Consider the following 15404-nt stretch of genomic DNA (forward strand, 5'->3'; position numbering starts at 1 on the left):
AACAGAAAAGCCGCACCCAATAATGAGTGCGGCCTCTTTCTATTTACTGTCACGGCCTCTCTTACATCGAAACCATCAGACCACATCGTGCTGAAACATTATCCATTGCCCGATAAAGATGCGTCAATTTCGTGAATCTTCATTTTTTCCCAGAGAGTCTTACGAGAAATACCGAGCCGCTGTGCTGCCTCACCCTTTCGGTTTCCCGTAGCTCGCAGCGCTTCAAGTATTGCTGCCTTCGTCGACACAGTGACATTTGAGGAAAGCAAGGCATCTATTGGTGATACGGAGGCAGCCGGATACGCAGTTTGGTTTATGCCATATTCAGTTGGGAGATGCTCCAGGCGTAACTCTCCTCCGAGGGAAAGCGCCATGGCACGTTCCATGGTATTCTCCAGCTCCCGGACATTTCCGGGAAATCTATAGATCTCAAGGGCGTTCCTGGCGGCGAGCGATATGTCAAGTACCGGTTTGTGCATCCGCTCGGCGTACCGATTGAGAAACTGTCGGGCAAGAATCAGGATGTCCTCGCGCCGTTCCCGTAATGGAGGCAGATTGATCGGAATAACATTGAGACGGTAGTACAGGTCTTCACGGAAGGTTCCGTTGGTAACTTCACGCTGCAGATTCTTGTTTGTTGCCGCAATGATCCTGACATCGACACGGATTTCTCTGTTGCCACCCAACCGTTCAACAGTTCGTTCCTGCAATACCCGCAACAGTTTTGCCTGTGCAGACAGCGGCATTTCAGCGATTTCGTCAAGAAAAATTGTCCCGCCATCGGCTTGCTCAAACTTGCCAATCCGATCCTTAATGGCGCCGGTAAACGCCCCTTTATCATAGCCAAACAACTCGGATTCCAACAGCGAATCCGGCAGCGCAGCGCAGTTTACCTTAACCATCGCGAGATTTTTGCGGCGGCCATGCTGGTGAATAGCGCGCGCGACCAGTTCTTTGCCGGTACCGCTTTCTCCGGTGATCATAATTGTGGAATCAACACCAGCTGCAGCATGGATCAGCTGGAATATCGGTAGCATTGCCGGGCTGTTGCCAATCATATCACCGCAGCCGGAGTCTAACTGAATCTGTTCACGAAGCGCTACTGTTTCCTCTTTGAGTTTTTCCTTTTCGGTGACATCGCGACATACGATAAGAGTGCCCAGATACAACCCCTCGATGTTGCGGATTGGATAAAATGTATTTTCGTAAATACACAACTTGTCTTCAATGATCTGTCTATGAATAGGCTTGTTTCCGCTTTTGAGATCGGCAAACAATTCATAACTTGAACCGGAAGCAGCGTCAGTCGGAATTGAGAAGCCCGTCATGAAGCGCTCAATACCTGTATCACTTCCAAGATCGCGAATTTTTTCAGCAGCCCGGTTGATGTAGACCAAGACATCGTTCGCATTCAAGAAGAGAATACCATCTCCAATGTTATTCAGGATTGCCTGAGATATGAGCGGGTCAATTATTTTCAGGGACGTATTCATGGATGCTATGTATATCCTTATGGCCGTGAATTTCATGAAAATCGTGTATACGTACAGTATCAATTTATGCTTGACGCCCTACGCAAAATATAACATAGATATAGCAATTGATATGCCATGCTGGACATTAGTTACACCAAGACCAAGTCAACACTTATCTATTTGTATTTGCATTGCTTTTTATGGATAAAAAAATAACAATGTTTAACAATGTAGTGATCCACGCCGTTTATACCGTATCTGAATGTATATTTATGTCCAGAATGTGCCATCTTTGCTACACCCGATCTTTAGCAATGAAGGCTCTTATCTCCTCTGAATTGCGTTAACAATACCCGGTGTTGAATGTATTTTCCGCCTACTCAAAAAAACAAATTCCAATCCTTTAATGTCAAGGAGAGTGCCACGTGAAGAACCTATCTAAAATGTCCCTTGGAGTTAAATTTTCATTGGTTCAGACAGTCGTTATTGTGATCGTTATGGGGATTTTTACCGTTACGCTTTCTTCCCTGATTACCAGAAAACTGGATCAAAGAGCTGAAAGAGATTTAAATCAGCAGGTTACGTTGTTGATCAGTTCCATGTCATCTTATCATGAGGCACTGGCTGGAAGTGCTGGCAAGCAGATGGGAATCTTTCGCACCTCCTTTCCGGGCTCATTTGAAATTGATCCTTCAACAAGCGTCCTGGTTGGTGACAAACAAACCCCTACACTTACCGCTGGTTCTACCACCCTTAATCTTAACACTGAAGTTGTAGATAGATTCACTGCCACAACCAAGGATGTCGGCACGGTATTTGTGCGCGCAGGGGATGATTTTATCAGAATCAGCACGTCGCTAAAAAAGCAGGATGGTAGTAGAGCCATTGGTACCGCTCTTGACCGGGCACATCCGGCTTATCAAGGACTTCTCAAGGGCGAGGAGTTTACCGGCAGAGCTACACTGTTTGGTAAGGATTATATGACCAAATACCTTCCCGTTAAGGATGTAAGTGGTAAAATTATAGCGGTTCTTTTTATCGGTTATGATCTAACAGAAAGTTTTAAGGCGTTTAAAGAGAAAGTCTGCAGTATAAAGATTGGCCAGACCGGCTACCTGTATGCCATAGATGCATCTGATGGCAAAGGTCATGGGGTCTTCCAGATACACCCTTCATTGGAAGGTAAAAATGCGACTGAAATAAAAGATGCCAACGGTCGGGATTTTCTTGCTGATATGCTTAAACAGAAACAGGGAGTTATGCGCTATGACTGGATAAACAAAACTTCAGGTGAAAGCAGTCCGCGCGAGAAACTTGTAGCGTTTCAACATTTTAAGGAATGGAATTGGATTGTTGCAGCGGGTACGTATAGCCATGAACTGAATGGTGAAGCAAAAATACTCCGTAACGCTATGATCGTGGCCACGTTGTTGGTCGTGGTTGTTCTTGTGTTAATGTCCATGTTTATTGTCAGGCGCTGGATTTCTCTGCCACTTGGGAAGGTCATCTCAATGACGGCTCTTTTGGCCTCGGGTGATTTTAGAAATATTGATGTAGTTGATGTTGATTCGATACGGTCTGCTGACGAGGTGGAGCATCTTTCGCAGGAGATACGGCGAATGGCAGGCGCACTTAAAAGCTTATTGCTCAGTATAAACGAATCGTCGGAAGATGTTTCTACTGCAGCTGCAAAGGTTACTATTATTGCTGAACGGATCGCTACCGGAGCCGAAGAAGTTGCGGCGCAGTCTGGTACGGTAGCCACTGCCGGCGAAGAAATGTCGGCCACATCAGGTGATATTGCACAAAACTGCCAGATGGCTGCAGAAGGAGCACAACGTGCGACGCAGGCTGCCAGCGATGGCGCTGCAGTGGTGGAAAGAACTGTCGCCGTCATGGGACAGATCGCGCAGAAAGTTCAGGAGTCCGCCAGAACGGTGGAAAGCCTGGGGCAACGCTCCGACCAGATCGGCGCGATTATCGGCACGATTGAAGACATTGCCGACCAGACCAACCTGCTGGCGCTGAATGCCGCCATCGAAGCCGCCCGGGCCGGAGAACAGGGTCGAGGTTTTGCCGTTGTTGCCGATGAAGTTCGCGCTCTGGCCGAACGCACCACCCGCGCCACCAAAGAAATCGGCGAAATGATCAAGGCCATTCAGCGAGAAACCAAAGGCGCAGTTACCGCTATGGAGCAGGGTGTTCATCAGGTGGAGACCGGGACAGAGGAAGCAGCAAAATCAGGGCAGGCGTTGCAGGATATTCTGGCGCAGGTCAATGATGTCGCCATGCAGGTCAACCAGATCGCCACGGCAGCCGAAGAGCAGACTGCGACAACCAGCGAAATTTCCAGCAATATGATGCAGATCACCGAAGTCGTTCAGCAGACGTCGCAGGGAGCTCATGAATCCGCTAATGCTGCAGCGCAACTACACGGTAATGCCGAAGAGTTGCAACGGTTGGTGCGGCAGTTCAAGCTGCAATAGCTTATAGGTAACGCATATCCGGATAAAGCGCTGCAGCAGAAAACTGACTCTGTTGCTCCCGGTTCTTTGTGTCGAGAATGACTTTTAAGCGCACGACTGTTTCATCGGCCTTCTTCCAGCGATAGAACGATAGCAGGTTTTCAGCCAGTTCCCGATCGTTCATCTCCGGCAGGTCGATGACGAGTTGGTTGGAGTGTTCATGCTGAAAAGTGGAATTCCGTGACGTTCTGAAAACGTGTCACCAGGTAGATGCTCGCTATCTGCACCCCGAACAGGGCGCAGCTTGGTGACGCGGTGAACACTGCCAGGTGCGGATGCCGCTTCAGGAATATCGTCAGCCCGGTCTCCAACTCAGGCCCGCTCAATTCTTCGGCATTCCCAAGGATCGTGGCGGCGGCCGCCCGGCTGAAATCGGTCACCTGGTTGCTGCGATTGTCGATCAGGATAGAGACGTGATGGTTTCCGGCCAGATTGGTCCATTTGCGGGTGGCCCGGAGTGTGGCAAAGTACAGCTGGTGAAGGTCCGGGGTGGTGGCGACCGCCACCAGGCTGGTGTATGGCCCTTTTCCGGCGTCGGTGGCCAGCACTGCCAGCGGCTGACCGGCGCAGAGTTCCTTGAGAATAACATTGTTTTCAGCGCTGTTGTTCATTGATGTAGCTGCTCCTTTCGACAGCATGCCTTCCCCGCAGCAAAGAGTCAATACCCTCTGCCGGTTGCCGCCTCCGCAACTGTAGTAGCAGGTAACCGGCCATGGCATGTTGCCCAGGGTTGTGATCCAGAGCAACTGTCAGGCTGGTTGATTGGCCGACATCACCCATTCAGGAAAAATTGGGAAAAAATTGAGCTATTTTGGGAGCAGCGGATAGTGGACAGACCTGACTGCAAATTTTAATCGGTACGAGTATTAGATCAGCACTCGTCTATCACTCACTCATTTACCATCAAGTACTTCACGAATACTGATGGACAGGTTAGTCATTGAGAATGGCTTTTGAATAAAATTTAAACCGGCGTCAAGTACACCGTGATGTGCTATGACGTCGGCAGTGTATCCTGACATATACAGGCATTTGATGTTCTGGTGCTGTGATTGCAGCTTTTTCGCCAGATCCCGACCATTCATCTCGGGCATGACAACATCGGTCATGAGCAGGTGAATGTCATTTCCGTATTTACTTGCAAGAGTAATCGCTTCAGCGGTGAAGTTGGCAGCCAGTACTTTATAGCCAAGATTTTCAAGAATCATCGTGGTCATTTTCAGTATGGCCGGATCATCCTCCACCAAAAGAATAGTCTCCTGCCCCCGCTTGGCAGGTTCAACAGCATCTTTCGTCTGAGCTTTTTCAGATGTGCCCGAATATCTGGGCAGATAGATTGTGAACGTTGTTCCTAAGCCAGGTTCACTGTAAACATGTATAAAGCCTTTGTTCTGCCTGACTATGCCGTACACGGTGGCTAAACCGAGACCAGTGCCTTCACCAAGTCCTTTCGTTGTAAAGAATGGCTCAAAGATTTGTGCCAACGTTTCTTTGTCCATTCCGCAGCCATTGTCACTAATTGAAAGCTGCACGTATTCACCAACTGCAAAACCTGCGTTTTGAGTACAGTATTCCTCATCAATGACACTGATTCCGGTTTCAATGGTTATTGTTCCAACATCGGTTATCGAATCCCTAGCATTAACGCAGAGGTTGGCTAGAATCTGGTCAACCTGAGACGGATCCAGTTCCACTTCCCACAGATTTGGTGCCGAACGCCAGTTGAGACAGATTCTTTCACCGATGAGCCGCTGCAGCATCTTGAGCATTCCTGATATAGTTTCATTCAAATCAAGTACTTTGGGAGCTATGGTCTGTTTTCGAGCAAAGGCCAGCAATTGACGGGTAAGGTCCGCAGACTGCTCGGCAGCCTTGCGAATATCTGCAATATAGCGTTGCAAATTAGCCGTATCAGTCGCAGTATCAGCGAGATACGTATATCCCAGAATGACGGTTAGCTTGTTATTGAAGTCATGGGCTACGCCACCAGCCAGGCTGCCGATCGCTTCCATTTTCTGGGCTTGATGGAGTTGATCTTCCAGGTTTTTCCGCATAGAGATGTCATTAAAAAGCATGGCCCACTGTCCCTTGCGGTGAGAGAAGACCCGGACATCAAAATGGCGTTTAAGCGATTCGTTGTAGCGCTCGTAAGCGTAAGAACCACCATTTTCAGCAATATCAAAGAAGCTCTGGACAAGTGATGAGGGCCACTTGAAGGAAATTTCTGCAGATGTACGGCCAATTTCTTCACTGCGCTTCAAGCCCGTTTGTGTTTCAAACTCAGCATTAGCAGAGATCAATCGATAGTCAACAGGCACACCGGTCTCATCATAGATACTATTCATAACAATCAGGCCACTGTGCATCTGTTCAAAGAGGTTGAAATACTCCTCATCTCGTTCATGGAGCTTCTGCTCAGATTCTCCTTTTTTGACGACTTTCCACACAACATCCATCGTGAGCGTCAGTTGTTGCACATCGGCATTGGTGTATCCGCTTTCGTTATTGGCAACGCCAACGACAGCGACGATTCTGTCGTGATCAAAAATCGGCACAGTCATGAAAGACTTCAGAGCCACATGGCCTTCTGGATAGCCTTTTTTGAAGGGTGATGCCGCACAATAATCGTTAACGATGATTGGAGAACGCTGGCGAACCGCTTCACCCCACAAACCGGTTTTCTCCAAAGAGTACAGAGTCTGTGACTCCATAACAGAACACTCTTTCATAACATCATGAGACCACGAATTGAGCGTAAATTGCTTCAGTTCCTCGTCGTAGTAGTAGATATAGCCGAGCTTACTTTGGGTCAAGGTGAGCGCTTCGCCCAACACGTAGTCCAATAAGTCCTGAGTCGACTTATAATTGTACTGGGAAATCCGTAAAAGGCTCTCAAGCCACGCGGAGTCATGTCTGGTCTGCTCCTCTAACTGTGTGCGCTCGGTAATATCGGTTGCTGCGCCGTAGAGGATTAATTCCTCATTCGACGCCCCACGTTCGCAGCGACATTTATCCGCGATCCACCGCACACTGTGATCACGAGTAATTATCCGAAAGTTTATCTCCCTGATATCGTCCGGTTGCAAGCTGTCAAGTGCTGCCGCTGTTGCCTCCTGATCGTCTGGATGGACAATTGACATCCAGCATCCCCGCTCGAACATTTCCTCAATGCTGTACCCGGATATTGTTCTCAATGCGCCGCCGATCCATTGGATACGGTATGGTTCATTTCCCTTTCGTGCGCACTTGTGAACATAGTCCGAAGTCAGTGTGGCAAACTTCCGATAATTCTCTTCGCTGTCAGCCAGGGCAGTTGTGCTTCGTTGTACCCTCTGTCGCAGCATCAGATTAAACAGGTACAGTATGACCAGTATAAACACCGCAGAAATAGAAAACGTAGTAGCAACAAGTGCCGCCGATATATCATCTGTGATAGGAACGCGAATTGACTCGATCGCTCTGATGACGCCGGTTGTTTCATTGAAACCGCTTTGGCCGGAGTATATCTTCTGCAGACCAATAGGTGCGTCTGCCCGTTTACCATGGCAGCGAATGCACGCCTGGTTAGTCTCAAGAAACGGTTTAGCGTAGACCAGGAATTTATGTCCGCCTATGGTAGCGACTTCAGAATGATCTTTCAGAGCCCTGTTGGCGTTGAACAGCTTGATAAGTTCAGCTTCTTTTTCATCAGCCTTATTGACGGGATTTCGTGGGTTGTTGGCGGCAAGTTTGTAATAGACAAGCGGCAGACCTTCTTTTTCGCGCTCTTCGTTAAAGAATCCATGCATGACCCGGGCAACAAATGAAGAAGAGAGGATTTCAGGAGCGTAATAATCTTCCGCAATCTTACCTTCATCGCGGGCTTTATAGTAGGTTGGATGCATCACCTTCTGGATGTAATCGTGGAATGAACGGTGGGACAACATGATGCTGTGAAGATTTTCTTCGGCCTTGTGAACCACATATTTTGAAACGGCTGTATAGGTCAGAACACCAACGATTGAAGCAAGTGCCAGAGCAATTAACAGTTTTCGGAATATTTTCATGAATCCCCCACAGAAGCGTTCAATATGTGAGCCGGAAGCAGCATCAGCCGGAATTGAGAACCCCGTCATGAAGCGCTCAATACCTCTATCATTTCCAAGTCCGCGAATATTTTTGATGTCATACGCAAAATATAACAGCGGTATGCAATTTACAGGCCATTCCGGGCAATAGTTGCACCAAGACCAAGCAAATACGTATCTATCTATCTTTGCGTTGTTTTTTTGGATAAAAAAATAACAACGTTAAACAACATAGTGTGTCATGCCGTTTAAGTCGTATTCCTGACTCCGTGACGACTACTTAAATAAATTAATTCATACCATTTGTAACACATTGATGTTCTTTGATAATTGAGCTATTTTGCTATTCAAAAAAACTCACCCGGCAGGTGAATCCATGAAACGTTTCATCATCGAACAGTCCGACGAAGAATTCTACACTTCCCACTCCGGTCTTGCCCTTGTCGGGCTGGCTCTGAACCGTTTTACATCTCTTTCTTCTGCCCTTGCCGGTATGGACGCACCCAGCGATCTGATTGCCGGCATTGATATCATCAGGAGCTACTGTGCCCTTCTTGCACAAGGCAAGAGCGATTTCGTTGCTGTCGAGCAATATCGGCGTGACGACTTTTTCCGTGAATCGCTTGGCAATAAGGATGTCCCCTCCGAATGCACCATGCGGCAGCGCATGGATGAATATGCCGGTCGGATGCTCGGTGCAATTTCTTGGGCTTCCATCGAGTTTTTGGAGAGAACTAAAGTCCCTCTGACAGCTCTATCAACCGGCCACATTCCCCTTGACCTCGACGGATTCGTTCTCGACAATTCCGGAAGCAAGAAAGAGAAGGTAGAACGCACCTATCGGCAGGTTGACGGTTATCTCTGCCTTCCCGCCTATCTTGGCATGGAAGGCTGGATGGTGAATCAACACCTTCTGCCTGGCTCGCAGCATCCCCAGAACGGTTTCATATCCTTCATACGCGAAACACTTGGACGAGTTCGTCAGTTCTGCAAACAAAAGCTTTTGCTGCGCACCGACTCAGCCCATGACGCTCTTGCCAATATGGCGGAACTTTCCCGCCACCGGCGAGTGGATTACATCATCAAGTGGAACCCACGCAAACAGGATAAACAAGCCTGGGTGCAACAGGCCTTTTCTAAGGGAAAGATCAGCACACCACGCCCTGGCAAGCGGGTTGCGGTTTTCAGTGTTAAGGAAAAACACACCTTTGCCGATCCCGATGAAATAGAAAGAACCATTACTCTTCGCCGAGTCATGCGGGTTGTAGAGCGAACCACCGACAAAAAGGGACAGATGCTTCTTGAGCCGGACATCGAAATTGAAGGCTGGTGGACAAGCCTTTCACTTTCCGACCAGGAGATTATCGAACTGTACAAGGGGCATGCCGTCTGTGAACAGTACCATGCCGAAATCAAGACCGACATGGACCTTGAGCGGCTGCCGTCAGGTAAATTCGCAACCAATCAGCTTGTAATGGCCTGCGGCTCTTTGGTGTACAACATCCTGCGCTTCATCGGCCAAGTCGCTCTGGTAAACGCAAAAGGGATCATTCGTCACGACGCCAAACGCAGGAGAGTCAAGACAGTCATTCAGGAACTTGTTTACTTTGCCGGAAGGCTCATTACCAGTGGCAGACGACTGAAACTCCGATTCAGTCGTCATGTGACAGCCCATGCCGAAGCGTTCAATCAGATTTACCAACGGCTGGCCTACGGCTAAAGAACGACACCTGTACAAACAGAGTAATCAGGGGTTCCCGACAGGGGGACAAGAATAACACCTGTCCGCAATTTGGGAATAGACATAGCAAAACGGTTCAATTGCCAGAGAGCAGGGCTTACAGATCAAATTTAAGACTCGATTTTTTCAAAATCACAGCCTTTAATTAGCAAAAAATGGGACCGGTGCCCAAAACTACCCGTGTCAGCAAAATTGCGTCACGGATTCAGGGTATTAAATGTATATTTATGTCCACGATGTGCCATCTTTGCTACACCCGACTATTCTTGCCGGGCGCGTATGGCGTCTGGTCGAGCCGATTATTTCACCGATGAAAAATGACGTCTACGAAGAAGCAACCAGGATGTGAAGCATATTGGTGAGTTGATGCGTGGCTTGGGAATAGGAATATCCTTTGGCAGAAGCTTCACGAAACCTCTCTTCGCTATATACCTTAAGCGATATGATAGGCTTGAAATCGTGATCTGAATCCTGTTAAGCATCGCCCCGCCCCCGAGAGCCATACATAATCATCTGCCTGATATGAAAGACTATATCCTGATTTTGTTGTTCGAAAAGAACTACAACGTCTTCCTATCCAGGCTCCGATACTGAATCGCTTCAGCAATGTGCTGTTCATGGATAGAAGCGCTGCCATCAAGATCCGCAATCGTGCGGGCAACTTTGAGGATGCGGGTGTAGGTGCGGGCAGAGAAGCCGAGGCGGTCAGTGACCAGTTCGAGCATGCGGTTGCCGGAGGCGTCCAATTCGCAGTATTTTTTGATGAAGCGCGGAGTCATCTGGGCGTTGCAGTGAATTTTGGTGCCTTTGTAGCGTTCCAGTTGCAGTTCGCGCGAATGTTCAACCCGTTTGGCGATGGCGGCGGAACTTTCCGCGTCACTCCTATCAGCCAGATCACGATATTTGACCGCCGGTACTTCAATGTGAATGTCGATGCGATCGAGCAATGGCCCGGAGATACGGGAGCGGTAGCGGTGGATGGCAACCGGAGTACAGGTGCAGGGGTGAGTCGGATCGGAAAGATAGCCGCAAGGGCAGGGGTGTGTGCACCTTTCTCTACTATTCTGACTCAAGACGGCACTCGTTCTCAATTCAAATTCCCCTCGAAAAACAGCAGCTTCCCGATTATCCCGAATTCCCCATCACAGTCGGTGAACACATCCGCAAAAAACGAATGGACCTCGGCCTCCTCCAGAGAGAAATCGCCGAAATCATCGGCGTCACCGAGTCCTCTATCTGGAACTGGGAGCATGGCACCGAGCCAGAACTGCAATATAATCCAAGAATTATCAAATTTCTAGGTTATATTCCGTTCGACTGCCCGGATGACACCGTGGGGCGGCTTGCATGGTACAAGAGAGCTATGGGAATGAACCTGGATCTTCTGGGTGAAGCTATGGGTAGAGATCCCGAACAGCTATCTGACTGGTTGAGTGGCCGGCATAATCCGTTCCGGAAAAACCTAGATAAGATAGAACTCTTCCTGAAGAATCAGAAAAGCTTCCCTCTGCCAGAGATAAAATAGAGGATATTTTCTTCAGTGAAAGGAAACTCTTCAGAAACGCTACTCACCTGTACGTGTTCTACCGTCAAAAATCATCATTGACGTTTACTGCTTTACGAACCCGCTTGGGGAGCAATGCCAGCCTATCGTCAATGTGCCTCCCATAGGTGTAGCGAGTCGAGTTCTCTTCATCACTGAAAAGCTTCACTCCGACTATGTAGGCAACCTCGAACACCAGGCCGATCTCACACTTCGGGTCGCCGCGCTCGATTTTCTGCAAGGTCCTCCTGGAAATCCCCGCCCGTCCGGACAGGTCTTCCTCGGTCATTTTGCGTTCTTTCCTGCCAAGCCGGATGAGTTTGCCCAACAACTCAACTGCATCCCGGGTCTGCCGGAGATATGTACGGTTCACAGGAGATGCCATAAATCACAATTTGCTTATTATCGTAGTCATACGGACTTTTATTGATTACGATAATAGCCATATTGTGGCGATTGCGTCAACCGCATTACATCCGAGCGGTCACTTTCGCTCTGCTAACTGCCTCCCACCATGTTCGTCCACCCCAAGAGTGGATGACTAATTGTATTTGCGTAAATATTTTGCCAATAGTGTTGACATTTATAGAAGGTGTAGTACCATTCCTCCTAATCAGGAATGATTATTGACTGGGGTGTTATTATCAAACGGGAACAGTTCAAAAACGCGATTGTTAAGGGGCTGAAAGAACGGGGAATGAAACTGACTCCCCAGCGGCGGACTATTGTCGAAATCTTGACCCTTGACAATTGTCATCCCTCTGCCATGACCATCTATCGAGCGGCACGGGAAAAACACCCTAAAATCAGCCTCTCTACTGTTTACTCCACCCTGTCTCTACTTAAATCTCTCAAGTTGGTCAGGGAGTTGGAGTTTGAAGCTATGGATAATCGATATGATATGGATACAAGCAATCACCTCAATCTGATCTGTACCCGTTGCGGGCGGATTGAGGACTTCACCGATACCGCTATGATCCCACCTGAAATAGTTGAGAAACTAACTGGCTTCAAGGTGCATGACGTGCGTTTTGAATATTACGGCGTGTGTGGAAAATGTTCTCAATAGCCCCCACCATCAAAACGTATGCCAGAGCAAGAAAACCATCCAGCTTACCATTTTTTTGCTCATCAAACAGGAATGGTTCTTGATTGATTAAGTAATATATCGCTGCATGTCACTAAATTCTACATAAACACTACTCGGCATGCCTGGATAGCAGGAAAAGCTAAAACTATATTTTCAAAAAGGAGAAGAACATGGGATCGAAGGGACGTGAAATTATCGGTATGGATGTGAATGAATTACTCGGGCTGTTACGCAGCGCATACAGTGACGAATGGCTGGCCTATTACCAGTACTGGCTGGGAGCCAAGCTGGTAAAGGGACCAATGAAAGATGCCGTGGGGGCAGAACTGTTGCAGCATGCCACCGAGGAACTGGCACATGCTGACATGGTGGCCATGCGCATCATCCAACTGGGTGGAACGCCAGTCACCAAGCCTGAAGAATGGTACAAGCACACAAACTGCGGCTACGACGCCCCTGACGACCCGTTTGTCAAGGTGCTTCTGGAGCAGAACATCAAAGGGGAACAGTGCGCCATCGGCGTTTACAAGCGGCTGATGGATATCACCAGAGACAAGGACCCGGTCACCTACAACATGGTGTTGACCATCCTGCAACAGGAAGTCGAACATGAAGAGGATCTTCAGTCGCTGCTGGAGGATTACGAACTGCTGGTCAGGGCTATGAAGGAATAGGCGGCAACGGATACTCATAAAAACGATTCATAACAACACAAAGGAAAGGAGAGCAGAGATGAGTGAAGAAAGCACGTGCCCGGTCACGGGCAAAACCAGCAAGCAGGTAGCCGGAGGTGGCACCTCGAACCGGGACTGGTGGCCGAACCAGTTGAACCTCAAGATGCTTCATCAGAATTCTCCCTTGGGCAACCCGATGGGCGAGGAGTTCAACTATGCCGAGGAGTTCAAGAAACTTGACCTGGATGCCTTGAAGAAGGACCTCTATGCGCTGATGACCGACTCGCAGGAGTGGTGGCCGGCTGACTACGGTCACTACGGCGGGCTCTTCATCCGGATGGCATGGCACAGCGCCGGCACCTACCGCATGGGCGACGGCCGCGGCGGTGCCGGGTCCGGCAACCAGCGCCTGGCACCCCTCAACAGCTGGCCCGACAACGTCAACCTCGACAAGGCGCGCCGTCTGCTCTGGCCGATCAAGCAGAAATACGGCAAGAATATCTCCTGGGCCGACCTCATGGTCCTCGCCGGCAACTGCGCCATGGAGTCAATGGGATTCAAGACCTTCGGCTTCGGTGGCGGGCGCGAGGACATCTGGGAGCCGGAAGAAGACATCTACTGGGGCAGCGAGGACACCTGGCTCGGCGACCAGCGCTACAGCGGAAACCGGGACCTCGAGAACCCGCTTGCCGCCGTGCAGATGGGCCTGATCTACGTGAACCCGGAAGGGCCGAACGGCGAACCGGATGCGGTCGCCTCCGGCCGTGACGTTCGCGAAACCTTCGCCCGCATGGCAATGAACGACGAGGAGACTGTTGCTCTTGTTGCTGGTGGGCATACCTTTGGTAAATGCCATGGCGCTGGCCCCGCAACCCATGTGGGGCCTGAGCCGGAAGCCGCCCCCATCGAACAACAGGGCCTTGGCTGGAAAAGCAGCTTCGGTAGCGGCAAAGGGGGCGATACCATCAGCAGCGGCATCGAGGGCGCCTGGACGCCGAATCCGATCAAGTGGGATATGGGCTATTTCAGCATGCTGTTCGGCTATGACTGGAATCTGGTGAAAAGCCCTGCCGGCGCCAACCAGTGGGTTCCAGTCAATCCGGATGAAAAGGATCTCGCGCCGGCTGCTCACGAACCTTCTAAGCGGGTAACGACCATCATGACCACGGCGGACCTCTCCCTGAGAATGGATCCGATCTATAAGCCGATCGCGAAGCGGTTCCACGAGCACCCGGAGGAGTTCGCAGATGCCTTTGCCCGGGCGTGGTTCAAACTGACCCACCGCGACATGGGACCCCGTTCGCGCTACCTCGGCCCGGAGGTTCCGGCGGAGGAACTGATCTGGCAAGACCCGCTGCCCGCAGTCGATCATAAGCTGATCGACGAGAAGGACATCGCAGAGCTTAAGGGCAAGATTCTCGCTTCGGGACTGTCTGTCTCCCAACTGGTCTCTACGGCATGGGCGTCGGCGTCCACCTTCCGTGGCTCCGACAAGCGCGGCGGGGCGAACGGCGCGCGCATCCGTCTCGCCCCGCAAAAGGATTGGGAAGTCAACCAGCCGGAACAGCTTCAGGCGGTGCTGCAGACCCTGGAGGGGATCCAGCAGGAGTTCAACAGCGCGCAGTCCGGCGGGAAGCGGGTTTCCCTCGCCGACCTGATCGTTCTGGGCGGCTGCGCGGGTGTCGAACAGGCTGCCGGGAAGGCCGGCCACGACGTGACCGTCCCCTTCGCGCCGGGACGCACCGATGCGTCGCTGGAGCAGACCGACGTGAAGTCATTCAGCGTCCTGGAACCGAAAGCCGACGGATTCCGCAACTACCAGAAAACCAAGTATGCCGTTTCGGCGGAGGAGATGTTGGTTGATCGCGCGCAACTGCTGACACTGACCGCCCCTGAGATGACGATTCTGGTTGGCGGCCTGCGCGTCCTGAATGCCAACTTCGGACAGTCCCGACACGGCGTCTTCACCAAGCGGCCAGAGGCGCTAACCAATGACTTCTTCGTGAATCTGCTCGACATGAGCACGACGTGGAAGGCAACTGCGGAAGACGACGACGTGTTCGAGGGCCGTGATCGCGCATCGGGCGAACTCAAGTGGACCGGCACCCGTGTCGACCTTGTCTTCGGTTCGAACTCCCAGCTCCGGGCCGTCGCGGAAGTCTATGGTTGTCAGGACTCCCGGGAGAAGTTCCTGCACGACTTTGTAGCGGCGTGGAACAAAGTAATGAACCTTGACCGATTCGACCTCGCCTGATCCGGCTGAGAGGCAAAAACAGGTAAACCGTAGTG

12 protein-coding genes are annotated in these 15404 nt (G+C 50.3%); 6 read left to right on the forward strand and 6 right to left on the reverse strand.

Annotated features, from left to right (window positions below):
* Positions 1 to 98: 98 nt before the first annotated feature.
* Entirely contained in the window at positions 99 to 1493 is a 1395-nt protein-coding gene (locus ACOCF6_RS12760) for a sigma-54 interaction domain-containing protein (protein WP_482460721.1), read from the reverse strand.
* Positions 1494 to 1900: 407 nt separating this feature from the next.
* Here ACOCF6_RS12760 and ACOCF6_RS12765 point away from each other — a divergent pair, with 407 nt between their 5' ends.
* A complete protein-coding gene (locus ACOCF6_RS12765) occupies positions 1901 to 3961 on the forward strand; it encodes a methyl-accepting chemotaxis protein (protein WP_482460722.1) in 2061 nt (686 codons plus the stop codon).
* A gap of 1 nt (position 3962) precedes the next feature.
* Here the strand turns inward: ACOCF6_RS12765 and ACOCF6_RS12770 are convergent, their stop codons facing one another.
* From ACOCF6_RS12770 to ACOCF6_RS12780, 3 genes are all read right to left on the reverse strand, one after another.
* Complete coding sequence (locus ACOCF6_RS12770; RefSeq protein ID WP_482460723.1) at positions 3963 to 4124, reverse strand: hypothetical protein; 162 nt, start codon at positions 4122 to 4124, stop codon at positions 3963 to 3965.
* 34 nt (positions 4125 to 4158) lie between these two features.
* Positions 4159 to 4611, reverse strand: a complete 453-nt coding sequence (locus ACOCF6_RS12775) for a pyridoxamine 5'-phosphate oxidase family protein (protein ID WP_482460724.1) — start codon at positions 4609 to 4611, stop codon at positions 4159 to 4161.
* Positions 4612 to 4893: 282 nt separating this feature from the next.
* Positions 4894 to 8115 carry a GAF domain-containing protein gene (locus ACOCF6_RS12780; RefSeq protein WP_482460725.1) on the reverse strand — a complete coding sequence of 1074 codons (3222 nt, stop codon included), beginning with the start codon at positions 8113 to 8115 and terminating at the stop codon, positions 4894 to 4896.
* A 328-nt stretch (positions 8116 to 8443) separates the two neighbouring features.
* Here ACOCF6_RS12780 and ACOCF6_RS12785 point away from each other — a divergent pair, with 328 nt between their 5' ends.
* Entirely contained in the window at positions 8444 to 9787 is a 1344-nt protein-coding gene (locus tag ACOCF6_RS12785; protein WP_482460726.1) for an IS1380 family transposase, read from the forward strand.
* Between the two features lie 581 nt (positions 9788 to 10368).
* On the opposite strand, the gene ACOCF6_RS12790 is transcribed toward ACOCF6_RS12785, so the two are convergent.
* Positions 10369 to 10881: a magnesium chelatase subunit ChlI family protein gene (locus ACOCF6_RS12790; RefSeq protein ID WP_482460727.1), complete on the reverse strand. Its 513-nt coding sequence runs from the start codon at positions 10879 to 10881 to the stop codon at positions 10369 to 10371.
* Here ACOCF6_RS12790 and ACOCF6_RS12795 point away from each other — a divergent pair.
* Positions 10851 to 11333 (forward strand): helix-turn-helix domain-containing protein, encoded by a 483-nt coding sequence (locus ACOCF6_RS12795; RefSeq protein WP_482460728.1) that lies wholly within the window; start codon positions 10851 to 10853, stop codon positions 11331 to 11333. The two genes, ACOCF6_RS12790 and ACOCF6_RS12795, sit on opposite strands and share 31 nt — an antisense overlap.
* 64 nt (positions 11334 to 11397) lie before the next feature.
* Here the strand turns inward: ACOCF6_RS12795 and ACOCF6_RS12800 are convergent, their stop codons facing one another.
* Positions 11398 to 11736, reverse strand: a complete 339-nt coding sequence (locus ACOCF6_RS12800; protein ID WP_482460729.1) for a helix-turn-helix transcriptional regulator — start codon at positions 11734 to 11736, stop codon at positions 11398 to 11400.
* A gap of 234 nt (positions 11737 to 11970) precedes the next feature.
* Here ACOCF6_RS12800 and ACOCF6_RS12805 point away from each other — a divergent pair, with 234 nt between their 5' ends.
* From ACOCF6_RS12805 to katG, 3 genes are all read left to right on the forward strand, one after another.
* Positions 11971 to 12420, forward strand: coding sequence for a Fur family transcriptional regulator (locus ACOCF6_RS12805; RefSeq protein WP_482460730.1), 450 nt, complete (start codon positions 11971 to 11973; stop codon positions 12418 to 12420).
* Between the two features lie 191 nt (positions 12421 to 12611).
* On the forward strand, positions 12612 to 13115 hold the full coding sequence (locus ACOCF6_RS12810) for a ferritin-like domain-containing protein (RefSeq protein WP_482460731.1): 504 nt from the start codon (positions 12612 to 12614) through the stop codon (positions 13113 to 13115).
* Between the two features lie 58 nt (positions 13116 to 13173).
* Complete coding sequence (katG, locus tag ACOCF6_RS12815) at positions 13174 to 15369, forward strand: catalase/peroxidase HPI (RefSeq protein ID WP_482460732.1); 2196 nt, start codon at positions 13174 to 13176, stop codon at positions 15367 to 15369.
* Positions 15370 to 15404: the final 35 nt, after the last annotated feature.

Source organism: Geobacter psychrophilus (assembly GCF_056821595.1).

What these genes read in the sequence shown, in the direction of transcription:
- ACOCF6_RS12775 (WP_482460724.1), bottom strand. Translation starts at nt 4,611, where the DNA reads ATGAACAACAGCGCTGAAAACAATGTTATTCTCAAGGAACTCTGCGCC.
- ACOCF6_RS12785 (WP_482460726.1), top strand. Translation starts at nt 8,444, where the DNA reads ATGAAACGTTTCATCATCGAACAGTCCGACGAAGAATTCTACACTTCC.
- ACOCF6_RS12760 (WP_482460721.1), bottom strand. Translation starts at nt 1,493, where the DNA reads ATGAATACGTCCCTGAAAATAATTGACCCGCTCATATCTCAGGCAATC.
- ACOCF6_RS12810 (WP_482460731.1), top strand. Translation starts at nt 12,612, where the DNA reads ATGGGATCGAAGGGACGTGAAATTATCGGTATGGATGTGAATGAATTA.
- katG (WP_482460732.1), top strand. Translation starts at nt 13,174, where the DNA reads ATGAGTGAAGAAAGCACGTGCCCGGTCACGGGCAAAACCAGCAAGCAG.
- ACOCF6_RS12805 (WP_482460730.1), top strand. Translation starts at nt 11,971, where the DNA reads ATGATTATTGACTGGGGTGTTATTATCAAACGGGAACAGTTCAAAAAC.
- ACOCF6_RS12770 (WP_482460723.1), bottom strand. Translation starts at nt 4,124, where the DNA reads ATGAACGATCGGGAACTGGCTGAAAACCTGCTATCGTTCTATCGCTGG.
- ACOCF6_RS12800 (WP_482460729.1), bottom strand. Translation starts at nt 11,736, where the DNA reads ATGGCATCTCCTGTGAACCGTACATATCTCCGGCAGACCCGGGATGCA.
- ACOCF6_RS12780 (WP_482460725.1), bottom strand. Translation starts at nt 8,115, where the DNA reads ATGACGGGGTTCTCAATTCCGGCTGATGCTGCTTCCGGCTCACATATT.